This is a genomic window from Brevibacillus sp. AF8 (assembly GCF_021270385.1).
Classification (GTDB): domain Bacteria; phylum Bacillota; class Bacilli; order Brevibacillales; family Brevibacillaceae; genus Brevibacillus.
This window is the reverse complement of record NZ_JAGQDN010000010.1, coordinates 176,449-192,082: the sequence shown is the minus strand read 5'-3', so window position 1 is coordinate 192,082 and position 15,634 is coordinate 176,449. Positions and strand designations below refer to the sequence as shown.

The 15,634-nt window shown below is 48.5% G+C and carries 16 protein-coding genes; all 16 read right to left on the bottom strand.

The features are described from left to right. Positions 1-14 precede the first annotated feature (14 nt). Positions 15-1,004, bottom strand: a complete 990-nt coding sequence (locus KB186_RS15440; RefSeq protein ID WP_173610483.1) for a flagellar hook-basal body protein — start codon at positions 1,002-1,004, stop codon at positions 15-17. A gap of 7 nt (positions 1,005-1,011) precedes the next feature. Then, positions 1,012-2,028 carry a rod shape-determining protein gene (gene mreB, locus KB186_RS15435; protein WP_088909734.1) on the bottom strand — a complete coding sequence of 339 codons (1,017 nt, stop codon included), beginning with the start codon at positions 2,026-2,028 and terminating at the stop codon, positions 1,012-1,014. A gap of 81 nt (positions 2,029-2,109) precedes the next feature. After that, a complete protein-coding gene (gene spoIIID, locus KB186_RS15430) occupies positions 2,110-2,394 on the bottom strand; it encodes a sporulation transcriptional regulator SpoIIID (RefSeq protein ID WP_003388385.1) in 285 nt (94 codons plus the stop codon). 180 nt (positions 2,395-2,574) lie between these two features. Beyond that, positions 2,575-3,309, bottom strand: a complete 735-nt coding sequence (locus KB186_RS15425; RefSeq protein ID WP_173610482.1) for a M23 family metallopeptidase — start codon at positions 3,307-3,309, stop codon at positions 2,575-2,577. Positions 3,310-3,396: 87 nt separating this feature from the next. Then, positions 3,397-4,413: a stage II sporulation protein D gene (gene spoIID / locus KB186_RS15420; RefSeq protein ID WP_232773926.1), complete on the bottom strand. Its 1,017-nt coding sequence runs from the start codon at positions 4,411-4,413 to the stop codon at positions 3,397-3,399. 173 nt (positions 4,414-4,586) lie between these two features. After that, positions 4,587-5,912, bottom strand: a complete 1,326-nt coding sequence (gene murA, locus KB186_RS15415) for a UDP-N-acetylglucosamine 1-carboxyvinyltransferase (RefSeq protein WP_016740202.1) — start codon at positions 5,910-5,912, stop codon at positions 4,587-4,589. Between the two features lie 18 nt (positions 5,913-5,930). Beyond that, a complete protein-coding gene (locus KB186_RS15410; protein ID WP_232773925.1) occupies positions 5,931-6,674 on the bottom strand; it encodes a YwmB family TATA-box binding protein in 744 nt (247 codons plus the stop codon). A gap of 97 nt (positions 6,675-6,771) precedes the next feature. After that, a complete protein-coding gene (locus KB186_RS15405) occupies positions 6,772-7,002 on the bottom strand; it encodes a DUF1146 family protein (protein ID WP_047069796.1) in 231 nt (76 codons plus the stop codon). 104 nt (positions 7,003-7,106) lie between these two features. After that, positions 7,107-8,639, bottom strand: coding sequence for an NADH-quinone oxidoreductase subunit NuoN (gene nuoN / locus KB186_RS15400; RefSeq protein WP_173610479.1), 1,533 nt, complete (start codon positions 8,637-8,639; stop codon positions 7,107-7,109). A gap of 3 nt (positions 8,640-8,642) precedes the next feature. Beyond that, the gene (locus KB186_RS15395; RefSeq protein ID WP_173610478.1) at positions 8,643-10,175 is read right to left on the bottom strand and encodes a complex I subunit 4 family protein; all 1,533 of its coding nucleotides are present in this window, start codon (positions 10,173-10,175) and stop codon (positions 8,643-8,645) included. After that, complete coding sequence (gene nuoL / locus KB186_RS15390; protein WP_221867361.1) at positions 10,168-12,081, bottom strand: NADH-quinone oxidoreductase subunit L; 1,914 nt, start codon at positions 12,079-12,081, stop codon at positions 10,168-10,170. Before nuoL ends, KB186_RS15395 begins: the two co-directional genes overlap by 8 nt. A 27-nt stretch (positions 12,082-12,108) precedes the next feature. Beyond that, positions 12,109-12,420, bottom strand: coding sequence for an NADH-quinone oxidoreductase subunit NuoK (gene nuoK, locus KB186_RS15385; RefSeq protein ID WP_007722089.1), 312 nt, complete (start codon positions 12,418-12,420; stop codon positions 12,109-12,111). Beyond that, a complete protein-coding gene (locus KB186_RS15380; protein ID WP_173610476.1) occupies positions 12,417-12,926 on the bottom strand; it encodes an NADH-quinone oxidoreductase subunit J in 510 nt (169 codons plus the stop codon). The genes nuoK and KB186_RS15380 overlap by 4 nt, the downstream gene beginning before the upstream one ends. A gap of 1 nt (position 12,927) precedes the next feature. After that, complete coding sequence (nuoI, locus tag KB186_RS15375) at positions 12,928-13,341, bottom strand: NADH-quinone oxidoreductase subunit NuoI (RefSeq protein WP_007722093.1); 414 nt, start codon at positions 13,339-13,341, stop codon at positions 12,928-12,930. A gap of 135 nt (positions 13,342-13,476) precedes the next feature. Continuing rightward, positions 13,477-14,487: an NADH-quinone oxidoreductase subunit NuoH gene (gene nuoH / locus KB186_RS15370; protein ID WP_232773924.1), complete on the bottom strand. Its 1,011-nt coding sequence runs from the start codon at positions 14,485-14,487 to the stop codon at positions 13,477-13,479. Continuing rightward, complete coding sequence (locus tag KB186_RS15365; RefSeq protein WP_017252346.1) at positions 14,484-15,632, bottom strand: NADH-quinone oxidoreductase subunit D; 1,149 nt, start codon at positions 15,630-15,632, stop codon at positions 14,484-14,486. Before KB186_RS15365 ends, nuoH begins: the two co-directional genes overlap by 4 nt. Positions 15,633-15,634: the final 2 nt, after the last annotated feature.

The following is a 15,634-nucleotide window of genomic DNA, read 5'->3' as shown; positions in this document are numbered from 1 at the left end:
CTTCCTACCTCCTATTATCCATTAACCCGACCAATTTCATTAGCAGCCTTGTCCAGCGTACCGTCAATCGTGGTAATTACCCGTTGGTTCGCTTCATAGGCGCGAAGCACACTCATCATACTCGTCATGGTTTGTGCTGGGTCTACATTCGACCGTTCACGCCAGCCCTGTTGTGTACCGAAACGTCCCGCGACCATAGGGGTATTGTACGTACCAGCTGCTATAGCAGCCTGATCGTTGGCTTCTGCCAAATCGATCCCTTCCACTGGTATATCGCCTTCAAATCGGAAAACATTCGTTCCTTCACGTACAAGCTTTAGCGGATCGGTTACCACTGCAAGTCCCAATCTAGCATGAGTAGGAAGCGCCGTATACTGTTCTGCTTTGGTGATTGGATCAATGGTAACTTGCATCAATTCGCCACGCTCGGAAATTTTCAGGTTTTGACCGACATTGGTTCCGAGTGCGGGATCATGGTTGATTCGTATCGCCTGATTAGAGCTATCCAGCACATAATATCCTTCCGCTGTCACCAGGTACCCGTCCGAATTCACGCTCCAGTTACCATTTCTCGTATAGCGGATATCCTCTTGCTGTACTGGCTGTGCCAAATCCGCTTGTTCAATCCGTGCCACACCGTAAAACAACCGCCGCTCATTGCCATCCTGATCTGGCTGAATATTGTCCATCAACGCAATATCATATGGATTGCGTGTCTCTTCAATATCCCCCTGCGCAAAATTCGGCAGCGCCTCCGCCATGTATACCCCTGTGTTCAGACGCCCGATAATGGCAGGCTGCCCAGGCATAGTAGGGATGCCCGGAACATCCAGTCCCTCATGATCATTCATGCGCGAGAGCAATTGCTCCGGAAATGCACGCATGACACCCACGTCCTGTTTGAACCCGGGTGTATTGATATTTGCTAAATTGTTCGCCAGCGATTCTTGCCTGTTCTGCAAAGCCAGCATGCCAGATGCAGACGTATACAAGCCTCTGATCACTTAAATCTTACCCCCTGAATAATCGCTTATTCGAGTTAGCCGGCATCTTGTCCAAATAGTCCAGCATCATTCCTGTTCCTTTTGCAACGCACATCATTGGCTCGTCCGCTACCAGCACAGGAACCTTCAGCTCCTCTGCCAGAATCTCGTCAATACCGTGCAATAATGCGCCGCCACCGGTCAGGAAAACACCCTTATCAATTATATCGGCAGAAAGCTCCGGAGGTGTTCGTTCTAAAACAGATTTTGAGGCTTGTACAATCGCACTCACCGACTCAGCCAGGGCTTCCTGGACTTCATTGGAGCGAATGGTAATCGTTTGCGGCAAGCCGCTTACCATGTCTCGACCTCGAATGTCCATTTCGTCCTGGCGTCCGCCGGATACGGTTCCAATCTGAACCTTGATATCTTCAGCCGTACGCTCTCCAATCAGCAATTTGTATTTATTTTTTATGTAACGCATAATAGCCACATCGAATGTATCGCCTGCTATTTTAATGGAGGAAGACGTGACAATATCGCCCATCGACAATACCGCTACATCGGTCGTTCCCCCACCGATGTCCACTACCATATTTCCGGACGGCTGAAAAATGTCCATACCTGCCCCAACTGCGGCAACTTTCGGCTCTTCTTCGATAAATACTTCTCTTGCTCCACCGCTGCGCTCAGCTGCTTCGCGAATGGCCTTTTGCTCAACAGAGGTGATGTTGGTTGGGCAGCAAATCAAAATTCGCGGTCGGGCAAACATGCTCTTCCCACCAATTTTGTTTAAGAAGTGCTTCAGCATGGCCTCTGTGATTTCAAAATCCGCGATAACCCCTTCTCGCAAAGGTCGGATCGCTACGATATTCCCTGGGGTGCGACCTACCATGCGATAGGCTTCATTTCCCACGGCCAAAACTTTTCTGGTTTTACTATCTATTGCCACGACAGATGGTTCGTCTAGGACAATTCCCTTGCCTTTTACAAAAACCAAGACATTGGCCGTGCCCAAGTCGATTCCGATATCTTTGCCAAACATGAAAGGTCCTCCCTGATTACCAGTTACATTTCTACCTAATATCATAGGCTCTTCTACGTGAGAGGACAAGGAAATTCTTTCTTACACACTCTCCTCCTGTTCTACTCGTACTTTTTTACTACGCCGTTTGTACTTGATTTTGGTCGCTTCGCCCCCCCGAAGATGTCTGATGGCTTTGTGATATTCCAAAATTTCCTTAACCTGGTTCGCCAACTCTGGATTTATCTCAGGCAGCCGCTCAGTCAAGTCCTTGTGCACAGTACTTTTCGAAACACCGAACTCTTTGGCGATCATCCGAACCGTATTTCTTGTCTCTACAATATATCGGCCGATTTTGATGGTCCGCTCTTTGATGTAGTCGTGCACATTACTCGCCTCCTTGTATCTACATTGTCTGATACAATATATGGGTGCGTAGGGACACATATTCTACGTTTCCAAGCCTGACAAGCCAGCACGGCCTCATCTTTTTTCAACAGTTTGTACAACACGCAAAAAAACACCCGCAATTGTTGTATTTTGCAGGTGTTTTTCTACATTCATTGGTTATTGATTTTTTACTTCCGTATCAGCCTGAATCAAGTATTGTTCTGGATTGACAGGCTTTTTATCGATGCGAACTTCGAAGTGAAGATGTGCGCCAGCGTCTTTTTCAAAGGTGTTGCGTCCAGCAGACCCGATTACTTGACCTTGTGTCACTTCATCGCCTGGTTTGACTGTTACGCTTTCCAGACTTTGATAGACCGTAATCATTTTGTCTGCGTGCTCAATCTCAATCTCGTTGCCGACAAGTGGATCGTTCACCACTTTTACCACTTTGCCCGCAAGAGCTGCGACGACATCAAAGCCCTTGCCATCCGTGGATACGAGGTCAATACCTGTGTGTGGATAGAAGGAGTTGTCAAAGCTCACCAATGCTTTTTGCTGACTCTCCTTAGAGGCTTTCTCATCGTAGTAGTTCATGCCCACATTGTACTGTACGCCTTTTCCTACTGGCCAAGCGAGTGGTTGTACGCCACTTGTAGCAGGTACTGCTTCTTCGTTTTGCGGTGTAGTCGTCTCAGGAGCTGCAGGAGTTGTCACTGCCACGCCATCTGTGCCATTCGTCATTTTGGATACCGTGTCCATGACATTGCCCTGATACCACATCACAAAAGCGAGAATGATTGCTGCGGTGCCGATGTAGATTGCAGGAAACGCCCATTTCTTGCCCAAAACTTTTTTCCAAGAACTTGCCTTCTTGAATGGAATCGGTTGATTTTGATTTTTTTGATCTTCCATTTTATTCATCACCTCATCCCTCAGTATCGCCAGAATTTTGGCGTATAAACCTGAGAGAGTAGGGAAAAGTAAAAATTTGCATCGCTTTTAAGCTGGGATGATCCTTTTATACTCTTGCAGACTAATTCCTTGATAGAAGTGTTTGACGATTTGCTCCGCGCTTTTGCCGCTTTTGGCCATTCCATTTGCTCCCCACTGGCTCATCCCGACACCATGACCGTACCCTTTGGTCGTAATGAATACCTGATTGCCGCGCAAGTCCAACGTAAAGGAAGAAGAATTCAAATTGAGCTTTTCACGAAACTCTCTTCCTGTAAACTCCTTGCCGCCAATGCTGATGGTTCCTACGCGATTTCCGGTTGTACGCGATTCGATCCGATACCAGGAACCATTGGTAGAAGCCTCCTGTGTGAGCTTGACGCCCAAATTCTTTTCTAGCTCCACCGTGGACATGATGACCGTTTCCTCATAGCGAGGAGATTGAATATCCCACGGACTCGCAACGCTCTTCAAATAAGGAATGGGCTTTTCCCAGTATTCATCCGAGTTCTCTGTAAAACCATTACTGGTGGAAAAGAACGTCGCGTCGATGGGCTCGTTCTGGTAGGTCAGGATAATCCCTGCTGTTGCCATCACTGCTTGCTGGATGCGTTTGTTTTTCCATTCGTACTGGTCTCCCCAACGCTCACGCCGTTGCACTTCATCCATATAGACTTGATGCTGCACCGTATCCAAGACCTGCCCGCCTGAGGGAACATCATCAAACTTGCCCTCTTTTAATCGGCGCACGATATAGGTTCTGGCCGCCAACGCCTGTGCTTTTAAAGCCTCCAGCTCAAACTCGGCTGGCATTTCTGCCGCTACGACTCCCGTAATATACGTTTCTAGCGGCAATGTTTCCACAGTCTTTTTTTCTGTACGGTACACCTTTACCGGCAGAGAGGAAGCGGATTCCTTCATCGCTGGTATGGCAGGCTCCGAGACGGCCACAGTAGGCTGACTGACAGGGCTGATTGCTGGTGAAAACCAAAAGACCAGAGCAGCAGGCATCAGGACGAGCAAGATCGGCAAAGCGATAAACCACATGAGTAGATAGCGTTTCATGCAAGAGATCCTCCCCGTTACGTACTAGACACGAAAAGTCTTAAATAACCTACTAAAGTCTATGTTCAGTAACAGAGCGGTAGAACGAGAGAATGAGAGAGTCGAGAGAACGAAAAAAAGACCCCCTGCATCCGCAGAGAATCTTTCGTTTTGCCATATGGTTGACGCATTTATCAAGCAAAATTAGGAGAGAAGCTTACTTTGATGGTTTCGGAAACGGCTTTTTCACGAGCCTTTTCTTCTGGGACCACGCGTTCTACATCTGCTCCCAAAGCCAGCAGCTTTTCCGTAAAGTTCACGTAGCCACGGTCAATATGGTGCAGAGCAGAGACCTCAGTCTCTCCTTCCGATACGAGCCCAGCCAATACAAGTGCTGCACCAGCACGCAAGTCAGTTGCTGCTACCTTGCTGCCTGTCAGCTTGGAACCGCCTTCGACGATGGCACTGCGGCCTTCGATCTTGATGTTCGCATTCATGCGGCGGAACTCTTCCACGTGCATGAAGCGGTTCTCAAATACTGTTTCGGTCACAATGCTCGTTCCTTCTGAAACAAGCAAAAGCGCCATCATTTGCGACTGCATATCTGTCGGGAAGCCAGGGTATGGCAGCGTTTTGAGGTCAACTGCTTTCAGTGGGCCAGTGCGGCGTACACGAATGCCGTTTTCTTGCTCCTCAATGTCCACGCCCATTTCACGAAGCTTGGCGGTCACGGATTTGAGATGATCGCAAATCGCACCTTCCACAAAGACGTCCCCACCGGTAATCGCTGCAGCCACCATGAAAGTTCCTGCTTCGATACGGTCAGGAATGACACAATGTGTGCAGCCCTTCATCTTTTCCACGCCTTCGATGCGGATCGAACCTGTACCCGCACCGCGGATTTTTGCTCCCATTCTGTTCAGGAAGTTCGCCAAATCAACGATTTCCGGCTCTTCTGCCGCATTTTCGATCAATGTGGTTCCCTCTGCCAAAGCAGCGGCCATCATAATATTTTCTGTTGCACCGACGCTAGCAATATCCAGGTAGATTTTCGCACCCTTCAATCGTCCTTCTACCGTCGCTTCAATAAACCCTTGTCCGATTTCGATTTTGGCTCCCATAGCCTCAAACCCTTTTAGGTGCTGGTCGATCGGGCGTGTACCAATGGCACATCCACCCGGAAGAGCGACACGAGCTTGTCCTTTTCTGGCTAAAAGCGGCCCCATCACGAGGAAAGATGCGCGCATTTTGCGGACCAGTTCATAGGACGCTTCTACACTCGTAAGCTTGGAAGCATCGATCGTCAGCACTTCATGATCATATGTAAGGGAGATTCCCATCGATTTCAAAAGGTCGCATATCGTCCGGACATCGTCGAGGCCTGGTACGTCTGAGATGACGCAAGTCCCTTCTTCTGCCAAGATAGATGCTGCAATAATAGGGAGTACGGCATTTTTGGCGCCAGATACTTTTACATTTCCAGCCAATGCCTTACCACCACGGACAATAATTTTATCCAATGTGTACCCCTCCGCGTGCTAATATTCCACAGTGATGATTGGTGTACCTACCGTAATCCATGTTCCAGAATGGCTGTCACGATGCGTAGCCACCTGTAGATTCATCTTTTGACCGTTTAACGCGATGAATGATTCCCACATAGGGGTATACCCTGAAATGCTGACAACCGTCTCATCTTGCAAACGTTCTAATTCTGTTGCCTGGAGAGTACCAAAAATCGACAATATTTTACCCTCCTGTTGGTCAACACCCATCTTAACATTGTACAATCCGCGAATACAAGTGCTAATTTGCGGAATAAAGTCGGCGCTTTGCAGGGCATTCGTGAAGGTTTCCTGTACTTGTCCAATATATAGTAGCGAATCATGGCTTCCAGATAACTGAAGTACTAGATATACAGAAAATGCTCCATTTTTAGGCACTCCTGTCACCTCGTAGCTCAGATCCACGCCGTTTTGTGTGTATGTAGTCCCATATGCGAGTATGTTGTGTTTACGCGATTGTTCGCTTGGGGAAAACGGAATCTCAAGTTGTTGTGCCCATTTCATCGCCAACTCTTTTACTTGTTCAGCACGCAGGCCTTCTCCCATCGCCGTACGCATACGTACCTGAACCGATACACCCGTTGCGCCTGTTTCTTCTAGTACTTTCATCATTTCTGTCACAACCGGCTTTTCTTCCTTTGCTTGTACAGGCATCCAATACACGGCCCCCATCACGAGCAATAGAGCCAGCACACACCAACCAGACCATTTCCCCATTGATATCCTCTCCCTATGCTTACATGTATCTCTTTGTACTTCTCATTTTGTACATGTAGCTGGGTGGATATACCAGCGAATCGTCGTCTTTGGGTATTTAGTTGAACAAATTCCCGAATGTCAGGGACCAGCCCAAGTAATCAAGGAAAAAGCGGGACAGTTCATATCCAATCACAATGGAAAGAAAAATTTGCAACAGCTTCGCCTGAGCACCATTTGGTTTTTTCAAAATTTTATCAAAGCGAAAGGATTGCAACGCCCACCAAGCGAGCCCAATAAACGCAATCGATAAAATGATGCTCAACAAGCCATATACTTCTTGTGACATGCTAGTTACCTCCTCATTGCCCAACCGAGAATCATAGAAAAAGGGACGGCCCGATCACGAGCCATCCCTTCTATTGTACCTGAAGTGCTATTCAGTTACGAGTATCACTGAGAGCTGGGAGAGAGCATGTTGCCAAAATCAAAGGACGGATTGAAATGAATCTGGATATAGTCGGTGACCAGACCCGGGAAAGCCCCGAAGAATACGGTAGCGATTGCCATGATGAGAATAAACGTCCAAATGCCTTTTGGCACAACCATCGGTGCTTCGGTTGTCCCAGGACGCATGTACATCTGACGAATAATCCCAAAGTAGTAGTAGTAGGAAATGACGCTGGTGATGATCATAATTGCCGCCAGCCAGTAGTTTTCTACCACTAATGTACCCATGAACAGATAGAACTTCCCGAAGAAGCCAACCGTAATCGGGATACCTGCCAAGGACAAGAGGAAGATGCTCATCGCGATTGCCATCACAGGCGAGCGATGGTACAATCCGGCGAATCCTTTCAAATCCTCTGTCTCTTGCTCACGAGATACAACCATAATCACAGCGAAAGCACCAAAGCTGACCAGCAGGTAACCGAACAGATAGAAGATCACTTCGCTGAAAAAGAGAGAGGTCGGCGGTACAAACGGCACGAGCAAATAACCCGCTTGCGCAATACCGGAGTAAGCCATCATACGTTTGACGTTTGTCTGCCTGAGCGCCATCGTGTTTCCGATAATCATCGAGGCCGCTGCCATCAGCCCCAGGTAGAGGCTTCCCTCTTCGAAAAAGAACCGTCCTGATCCCGTTCCATCGGAAACGTTGAAAAACGAGATCATCATTACTCGAAAGATCAGCGCGAACCCTGCTGCTTTTGACACAACTGCCAGAAAAGCAGTGACTGGGGTAGGAGCACCCTGATAGACATCTGGCGCCCACATGTGGTTAGGCGCTGCAGATATTTTGAAGGCAAGACCTACTGCGAGAAACGCAAACGCCGTATAGACAAGGAACTGATAGCCCGCCATTCCCGCTTCTGCCAACCGGAATGAGATTTCATAAATATGTGTGGTTCCCGTGAGTCCGTACACGTACGACATCCCAAACAGGAGCACAGCCGTGGCAATACTTCCCGAAACGACGTATTTGAACGCCGACTCGTTGGAAAGCCGCGATTTTTTTCGCAATCCGACCAGTACATAGGACGAGAGAGACAATAGCTCCAGTCCCACGAACAAGGTAATCAAGTCAGCCGAAGAAGCCATGACCATAGCCCCGAGAAGCCCGGTCAGCAGCAAATAGTAATACTCGCCTCTGTGCTGGACTTCCCCCGATTTCAGATAGGACAGCGAGATGAGAATGGCAAAAGCTGTCCCTGCCAAGAAAATCAGCTTGAACGCATTGCCGTAATCATCGATCCGGATCATGTCGATCATGTAGCTATATGGCTTATCGAGAGCATTCATATTGATGATCACAAAGATCGCCGCAATGACCGTGCCCAGGAAGGATAGCCAACCGATGACCTGCTTGCCAAGACGCTTGCCCGCAAAAAGGTCCAGCAGTGATAAAAAGGTAGCAAAGCCAAGAATGATAAACTCGGGCAGAAGGTAGCTCCAGTCATATGAGAAAATATCTTTAACCTCCATGGATTACCCTCCTATTCCCGTTACGATAGGTACGATCGTTTTCAGCGCCTGCTGCATCGGATTCCCCAGAACTGCCGGATAAACCCCGATGAGAATAATACATCCCAACAGAACTACCATCGGAATAACTTCCATCGGCTGTGCATCAGCAAGTCCTGTACATCTGCCTGGAGTAGGGCCAAAAGTTGTTTTCAAGATCGCTCTGAGTAAATACACCGCGGTGAGGACAATCCCGATCGCTCCCACTGCTGCCATTACTGGCAAACGACCAAACAGACCGAGGAAGGCAAAGAACTCACTAATGAATCCGGACATGCCCGGAAGTCCGAGTGAAGCCATCCCGCCTGCCAACAACACGCCGCTGACAAACGGCATGGATTTGGCTAAACCGCCCAAATCGTCGAGCAACGATGTCTGTGTCCGATCCCAAATGACACCGATCAAGAAGAAGAGCAGTGCTGAGATAAAACCGTGAGATATCACCTGGAACATCGCTCCCTGAAACCCGATCGTGTTCATCGAAGCGAAACCGAGCAAGACGATACCCATATGGCTGATACTGGAGTAAGCCAGCACCATTTTTAAATCCTTTTGTACGAAGGCCAGCACAGCCCCATACAAAATGTTGATAATCCCCAAAACTGCCATCCACGTAGAGAAATCGTAGGCCTGCTCCGGGAAGAAGCCGATTCCCATCCGCAAAAGGCCGTACGCCCCCATCTTCAGCAAAATACCGGAGTGAATCATGACGATTGAAGGTGGAGCCTGTACGTGAACGCGTAGCATCCACGTGTGGAACGGAAATACGGGCAGCTTGATCGCAAAAGCGATGAACAGCGCTAGGAAGATGCCAAAACGCATTTCCGGCGTAAGGATTTCGGTTATCGGATGCCCTGGTGTCGTCAGGATCGCCGTGATTTCATCGATATTGAGCGTCCGCATGATGACAAAGATCACGATGAAAGCCAGCAGCATGATCCCTGAACCGATTCCGTTATACAACAGGAATTTGTTTGCTGCTTGTTCGCGCTCCCCATATCCCCAAATCCCGATGAGGAAGTACATCGGTACGAGTGTCAGCTCGAAGAAAATGAAGAACAGAAACAGATTGTCTGCAGCAAAGACTCCCAACATGCCGATCAGCAGCAGGTGAAACAGGATAAAATACTCCTTCTGCCTCTTCTTGATCTGCCATGAAGCAATTGCTGCAAGGGTACCGATAATCGCCGTCAGCAAAATCAATGGCATCGAAATACCATCTACACCGAGTTCATAGTTGATCTCAAAAGCAAAGACCGTGCCTGCCTGAGCCATTCCAATCGGAATCGAAATCCAACTGTGCTTTTCTACGAACTGCAGATTGGCTGTCTCGTAATCAAACATGCCGAACATCCAACCTGCCAAGATAAGTGCCGGCAACGTTCCAAAAATCCCGACCTGCTTGATCACACCTGCATGTCGACTGGGGATAAAAGCCATGACGAGAATCGCCAGCAGCGGAGAGAACACCAGTGATGACAAAAGGATATTACCCAAAGAGTCCACCTCCCTTGGCCGTCAAACTGATGGCGATGATCAAGAGTAACAGACCGAATATGACCATTGCTCCATAGGATTGAATCTGCCCACTTTGTACTCTTGCGTGCAAAGATCCGATTCCCTGGGTGATTTTTGCTGTCAATCCAACCAAACCGTCCACAATGTACTTATCAAATACATCTAGGACAAATCCAAGCCAGCCTAATGGACGAACAATGACGTTGTGATACAGCTCATCGATGTAGTACTTCTTGTATGAGAGCTGATAGAGCCACGGCATTGTTTCTGGAATCGTGTCCGAGGAGATGGATTTCTTGCCGTATATCAGGTAAGCCAGCACGACTCCAAGAATAGAGATCAACAGTGCCACAATCTGCAACCAAGCGGCCGCGTGCTCACTGCCTTCCACAAAAATGCTCGTGATTGCCGTACCTGTTTTCGTTGACAGCAACCAATCAGAGAGTAATGGCGCGTACGGTGTATTCACAAAGCCCGCGACAACCGCAAGCAATGCCAAGACCAAGAGCGGACCAGTCATGACTCCTGGAGATTCGTGAGCTTCGTGCTTGCCACGTGCCTTCCCTGCGAATGTCAGGAAGAACAGACGGAACATATAGAATGCCGTAAAGAATGCTGCTAAGAGCGCGATGAACAGCAAATCGTAGCGATGTGCTCCGTAAACAGCCCCCAGAATCGCTTCTTTCGACCAGAAACCAGCGAACGGAAAGATTCCCGCAATCGCCAAGCAACCGATCAAGAAAGTCAAAGCGGTGATCGGCATCTTTTTCCACAAGCCACCCATTTCGAATACATTCTGCGTATGTACGGCATGGATGACACTACCTGCTCCCAGGAAGAGCAGTGCTTTGAAAAAGGCGTGAGTCATCAAATGGAAGGACCCTGCTACATAACCAGCAGCACCAGCTACTCCCAATGCCAGCATCATGTACCCGAGCTGACTGACTGTGGAATATGCCAAGACACGCTTGATATCCCGTTGGGTCAAGCCGATCGAAGCTGCAAATATGGCGGTGAATCCTCCTACATACGCCACAACTGTCAAAGCCGTATCGGATGCGATAAACAGCGGATAGGTAGCAGCGACCAAATAAACACCAGCCGCAACCATCGTTGCCGCGTGAATTAATGCCGACACAGGTGTTGGACCTTCCATGGCATCAGGCAACCACGTATGAAGCGGAAATTGACCTGATTTTCCCATGGCCCCAACGAAAATGAGAATCGCCGCGAGCGTAATCATCCATGGTTCCAGTCGTCCGAGTGCGATACTCTCAAAAATTGCTCCGTACTCAAAGCTTCCGGTCCACCAGAACAACAGACATATCCCGATGAACAAACCAAGGTCCCCGATGCGTGTAACGATAAAAGCCTTTTTGGCGGCTGCTTTTGCCTCTCTCTTGAAGTAGTAGTAGCCAACGAGCAGGAAGGAGCATACCCCTACCAGCTCCCAGAAAATATATACTTGCAACAAATTAGGCGAGATGACTAATCCCAGCATGGAGAATGTGAACAGCGCCAGGTATTGATAGAACACCGGAAAGCGTTCATCCCCATGCATGTAGCCTTTGGAGTAGATTTGGACCAACAGACTGACTAATGTCACAATGACGAGCATCATGGCATTCAGCGGATTCACTTCGAAGCCCATGTTGATCACGATATCGCCAATATGCAGCCAATCTATCACATAATTGTAATCGGTTCCCCCACCCTGGAATCTCTCCCAGAAGATGAGCACTGCAATTCCAAAAGAAACAGCCGTCAGGGTAATGCCCACTATGGCCGCTCCTTCTTTCAATTGGCGACCAAATGAGACGATCACGATGAAAGCAAGAAGCGGAAACAGAGGGATCAGCCAGGCGTAGTGCATTAGAGTATCCATCTTTGTCCTCCTTTTCAGGTTTCCCTCTTATCGTTTCATTTGGTCCATTTCATCTACATTCACAGTCTCCTTGTTGCGGTACAGCGCAATCAGAATCGCTAACCCTACGGCAACCTCGGCAGCTGCAACCGTCATCGTGAACAAGGTAAAGATTTGTCCCGTCACGGATGGATACAGACCGAACTTGGAAAAGGCGACCAGGTTAATATTTACAGCATTCAGCATCAGCTCGATTGATAACAAGACGACGACTGCATTTCGTTTCGTCAATGCGCCATACAGGCCTACACAAAAGAGAATCAGAGCGACCATTAAGTAGGAGGAAATACTTACTGTCATTCGTTATCCCCCTCCTTTTTCGCCATGATGATCGCACCGACCAATGCGACCAGCAACAGAACAGACAACAGCTCAAATGGTATGACGAATTTGGTGAATACTTCGATACCGATTTCTTTGGCATTGTCTACAGGAGCATCTGCAGGTGGCGGTGGCGCAGGCCATGGTGTATTTTGCACACCCCAGAACAATAATCCGAACAGAACGATTACGAAGAGCAGGATAAAACGGTTTTTCCATGTCCGGCCTGTTCCCTCATCGTTCGCATCGTGCTTGGTCAGCATGATTCCAAAGAGCATCAAAATGGAGATAGCCCCTGAATAAACCAGAATTTGTGCGACCCCGACGAAATCCGCTCCCAACAAAACAAACAGACCTGCAATGCTGATAAACGTAACGCCCAATGAGATGACCATGTGGACGACGCGCGTAAAGCTGATCATAAACACCGCGCCACCGATCGTCAGAAGGGACAGGATAAAAAAGGCAACGAATTCACCTGTCATACTAATTCTCCTCCCTGACGTTCGTATTGTTGTCGTCGAGCCATTTCAAGTTTTTGTACAATTCGTCCCGGCTATAGGCAGCCAGTTCGAAGTTGTTTGTCATCACAATTGCTTCCGTAGGACAAACCTCTGTACACAGATCGCATAAAATGCATAACTCAAAATTGATATCGTACGTATCGATAATCTTTCCCTTTTTCTCCGGATCAGGATGGGGCTTCCCTGTCAGTTGAATACACTCCGTCGGACAAATGCGTGCGCATTGGTTGCAGACGATGCATTTTTCAGGAGAAAAGTGCTGAATACCGCGAAAGCGAGGCGGCATTGGAAAGGGCACATCCGGATAGAAGTGGGTTACTTTTTTCTCCGTGAGCTTTTTAAATGTATACCCCAGGCCTTTGGCCAGTCCTAGCATGTGTGTCACCCCTCAGAATTTGAGAACTTGGCTGCACCACGTTTTTGACGAAAGCAAGCTTTTGACGAAGCAAGCCTATGGCGAAGCCTGCGCTATGAAAACAGTGGGACGTAGTCGTTTTCGATCAAGTCGCTACTAGAACATGCCATTTTGGTAAGAAACCACTACGGCTGTGAGCAGGATGTTGAACAATGCCACGGGCAACAGCACTTTCCAAGCAAACGACATCAGTTGATCGACACGTAAGCGCGGCATCGTGGCGCGAATCCAAAACTGGAGGAAGACGTAAACAGAAAATTTAAGGATAAACCAAACGATTCCCGGAATGAAGTCCAATGATGGATGAATCGGCAACCAACCACCAAAAAAGAGAATCGTGATCAAGGCACCCATCCCGAACATGTACACATACTCCGCCAGCATGAACATCGCAAAACGGAAACCCGAATACTCGACGTGGTAACCGCCAACGAGCTCCGACTCTGCTTCCGGCAAGTCAAATGGCGTACGATTCAGCTCAGCCTGGGCAGCAATGATAAATACAACAAATCCGATAAACTGCGGAACAATATTCCAGACATCCTGCTGCGCCTCGACAATATCCTCGAGATTCATGCTGCCCGTTAATAGAACGATACCCACCACGGACATGACCAGCGGTACTTCATAGCTGATCATCTGCGCAGCGGAGCGGAGACCCCCGATCAGCGAGTACTTGTTATTCGAGGCCCAGCCAGCCGTGATTACGCCTAATACGGTGATCCCAGACAAGGCAATATAATACAACAGCCCTATTCCCAGATCAGCGAACCGAATGCTCTCCGTAAAAGGCATGACCGCCAATACCGCAAAAGCAGGGGCATAGGCCAATATTGGTGCTAGAGTGAACAACGCTTTGTCAGCATGTTGCGGACGAATATCTTCCTTTAATAGCAGTTTGGCAACATCCGCAACCGTCTGAAGAAGTCCCAATGGTCCTACTCGATTCGGCCCGATGCGCAGCTGCATCCACCCAATCACTTTACGCTCGAAGTAAATAGCGTACGTAACGAATCCCAACACGACGGCAAGCAGTAATACTGCCGCTAGGATAAACCAAAGTGTGGTACCCCATGAGGGTGCTTGCTGCAAGAGAGTATTCATCAACAGTCAACCTCCCCGAGCACGATGTCGATACTGCCCAAGATGGCAACCATGTTCGAGAGGTTTTCCCCCTGCAACAGCTTAGGCAGAATTTGCAGATTGGTAAACGAAGGCCGTCTGAACTTCAATCTCCACGGTTTATCCTTGCCTTGACTGGCAATGTAGCAGCCAATTTCTCCCCGCGGTGACTCGATGCGCACATATGTCTCCCCAGCAGGCGGGCGAATCACACGTGGCACTTTGCCCATGACTTCGCCTTCACTCGGAAATTGCTCCAATGCCTGCTCGAGAATTCGCAGAGATTGTTCAATTTCTGCCATGCGCAGATGATAGCGCGCCATGCAATCTCCCTCAGTCGCTGTTGGCACGTCAAATTCAAAACGATCGTAAATACAATACGGTTCGTCTTTGCGCAGGTCCCACTTGACACCAGTCGAGCGGAGCATGACACCAGATAGCGAGTAATCCAATGCCGTTTTTGTATCGAACTTGCCAATCCCTATAAGACGGTTGATAAAAATCTCATTCCCTGTCACCAGCTGGTGGTAGTTATTCAATTCTTTCTTCATGTACTGGACAAATTCTTTGGCTTTGTCGATCCAGCCTGGAGGTGCATCCCATTTCACTCCACCTACGCGCATGTAGTTAAAGGTCATCCGCGCCCCGCACAGTTCATTAAACAAATCGAGGATCGTCTCCCGATCACGGAATGCATATAGGAAGGGCCCCATCGCACCAATATCCAAAAGAAACGTTCCCCACCAAACCAAATGGCTCGCCACCCGGTTCAACTCCATTGCGATCAATCGCAAAAACTGAGCTCGTTCTGGAATCTCCAACCCCATCATCGTTTCTACTGCGTGACAGAGAACGTAGTTGTTGGTCATGGCGGACACGTAGTCCATACGGTCTGTATAAGGGATAATTTGCGTATAGGTCAAGTTTTCTGCCAGTTTCTCTGTACCTCGATGCAGGTAGCCCATCACTGGAATCGCTTCTTTAATGGTTTCCCCATCGATTTTTACTACCAAACGAAATACTCCATGTGTACTCGGATGCTGTGGACCTACGTTTAATAACATCTCTTCCGTACGAAGTCCTGTTTCAGAAGAGGTATCAACATGAGTCGTGAGGATGTTATGGTTCATCT

Excerpts from the sequence above, each read along its gene's own strand:
- nuoK (WP_007722089.1), bottom strand. The coding sequence starts at position 12,420 with ATGACAGTAAGTATTTCCTCCTACTTAATGGTCGCTCTGATTCTCTTT.
- KB186_RS15410 (WP_232773925.1), bottom strand. The coding sequence starts at position 6,674 with ATGGGGAAATGGTCTGGTTGGTGTGTGCTGGCTCTATTGCTCGTGATG.
- nuoI (WP_007722093.1), bottom strand. The coding sequence starts at position 13,341 with ATGCTAGGACTGGCCAAAGGCCTGGGGTATACATTTAAAAAGCTCACG.
- nuoL (WP_221867361.1), bottom strand. The coding sequence starts at position 12,081 with ATGGATACTCTAATGCACTACGCCTGGCTGATCCCTCTGTTTCCGCTT.
- KB186_RS15365 (WP_017252346.1), bottom strand. The coding sequence starts at position 15,632 with ATGAACCATAACATCCTCACGACTCATGTTGATACCTCTTCTGAAACA.
- KB186_RS15380 (WP_173610476.1), bottom strand. The coding sequence starts at position 12,926 with ATGACAGGTGAATTCGTTGCCTTTTTTATCCTGTCCCTTCTGACGATC.
- spoIID (WP_232773926.1), bottom strand. The coding sequence starts at position 4,413 with ATGAAACGCTATCTACTCATGTGGTTTATCGCTTTGCCGATCTTGCTC.
- nuoN (WP_173610479.1), bottom strand. The coding sequence starts at position 8,639 with ATGGAGGTTAAAGATATTTTCTCATATGACTGGAGCTACCTTCTGCCC.
- KB186_RS15425 (WP_173610482.1), bottom strand. The coding sequence starts at position 3,309 with ATGGAAGATCAAAAAAATCAAAATCAACCGATTCCATTCAAGAAGGCA.
- KB186_RS15405 (WP_047069796.1), bottom strand. The coding sequence starts at position 7,002 with ATGTCACAAGAAGTATATGGCTTGTTGAGCATCATTTTATCGATTGCG.
- mreB (WP_088909734.1), bottom strand. The coding sequence starts at position 2,028 with ATGTTTGGCAAAGATATCGGAATCGACTTGGGCACGGCCAATGTCTTG.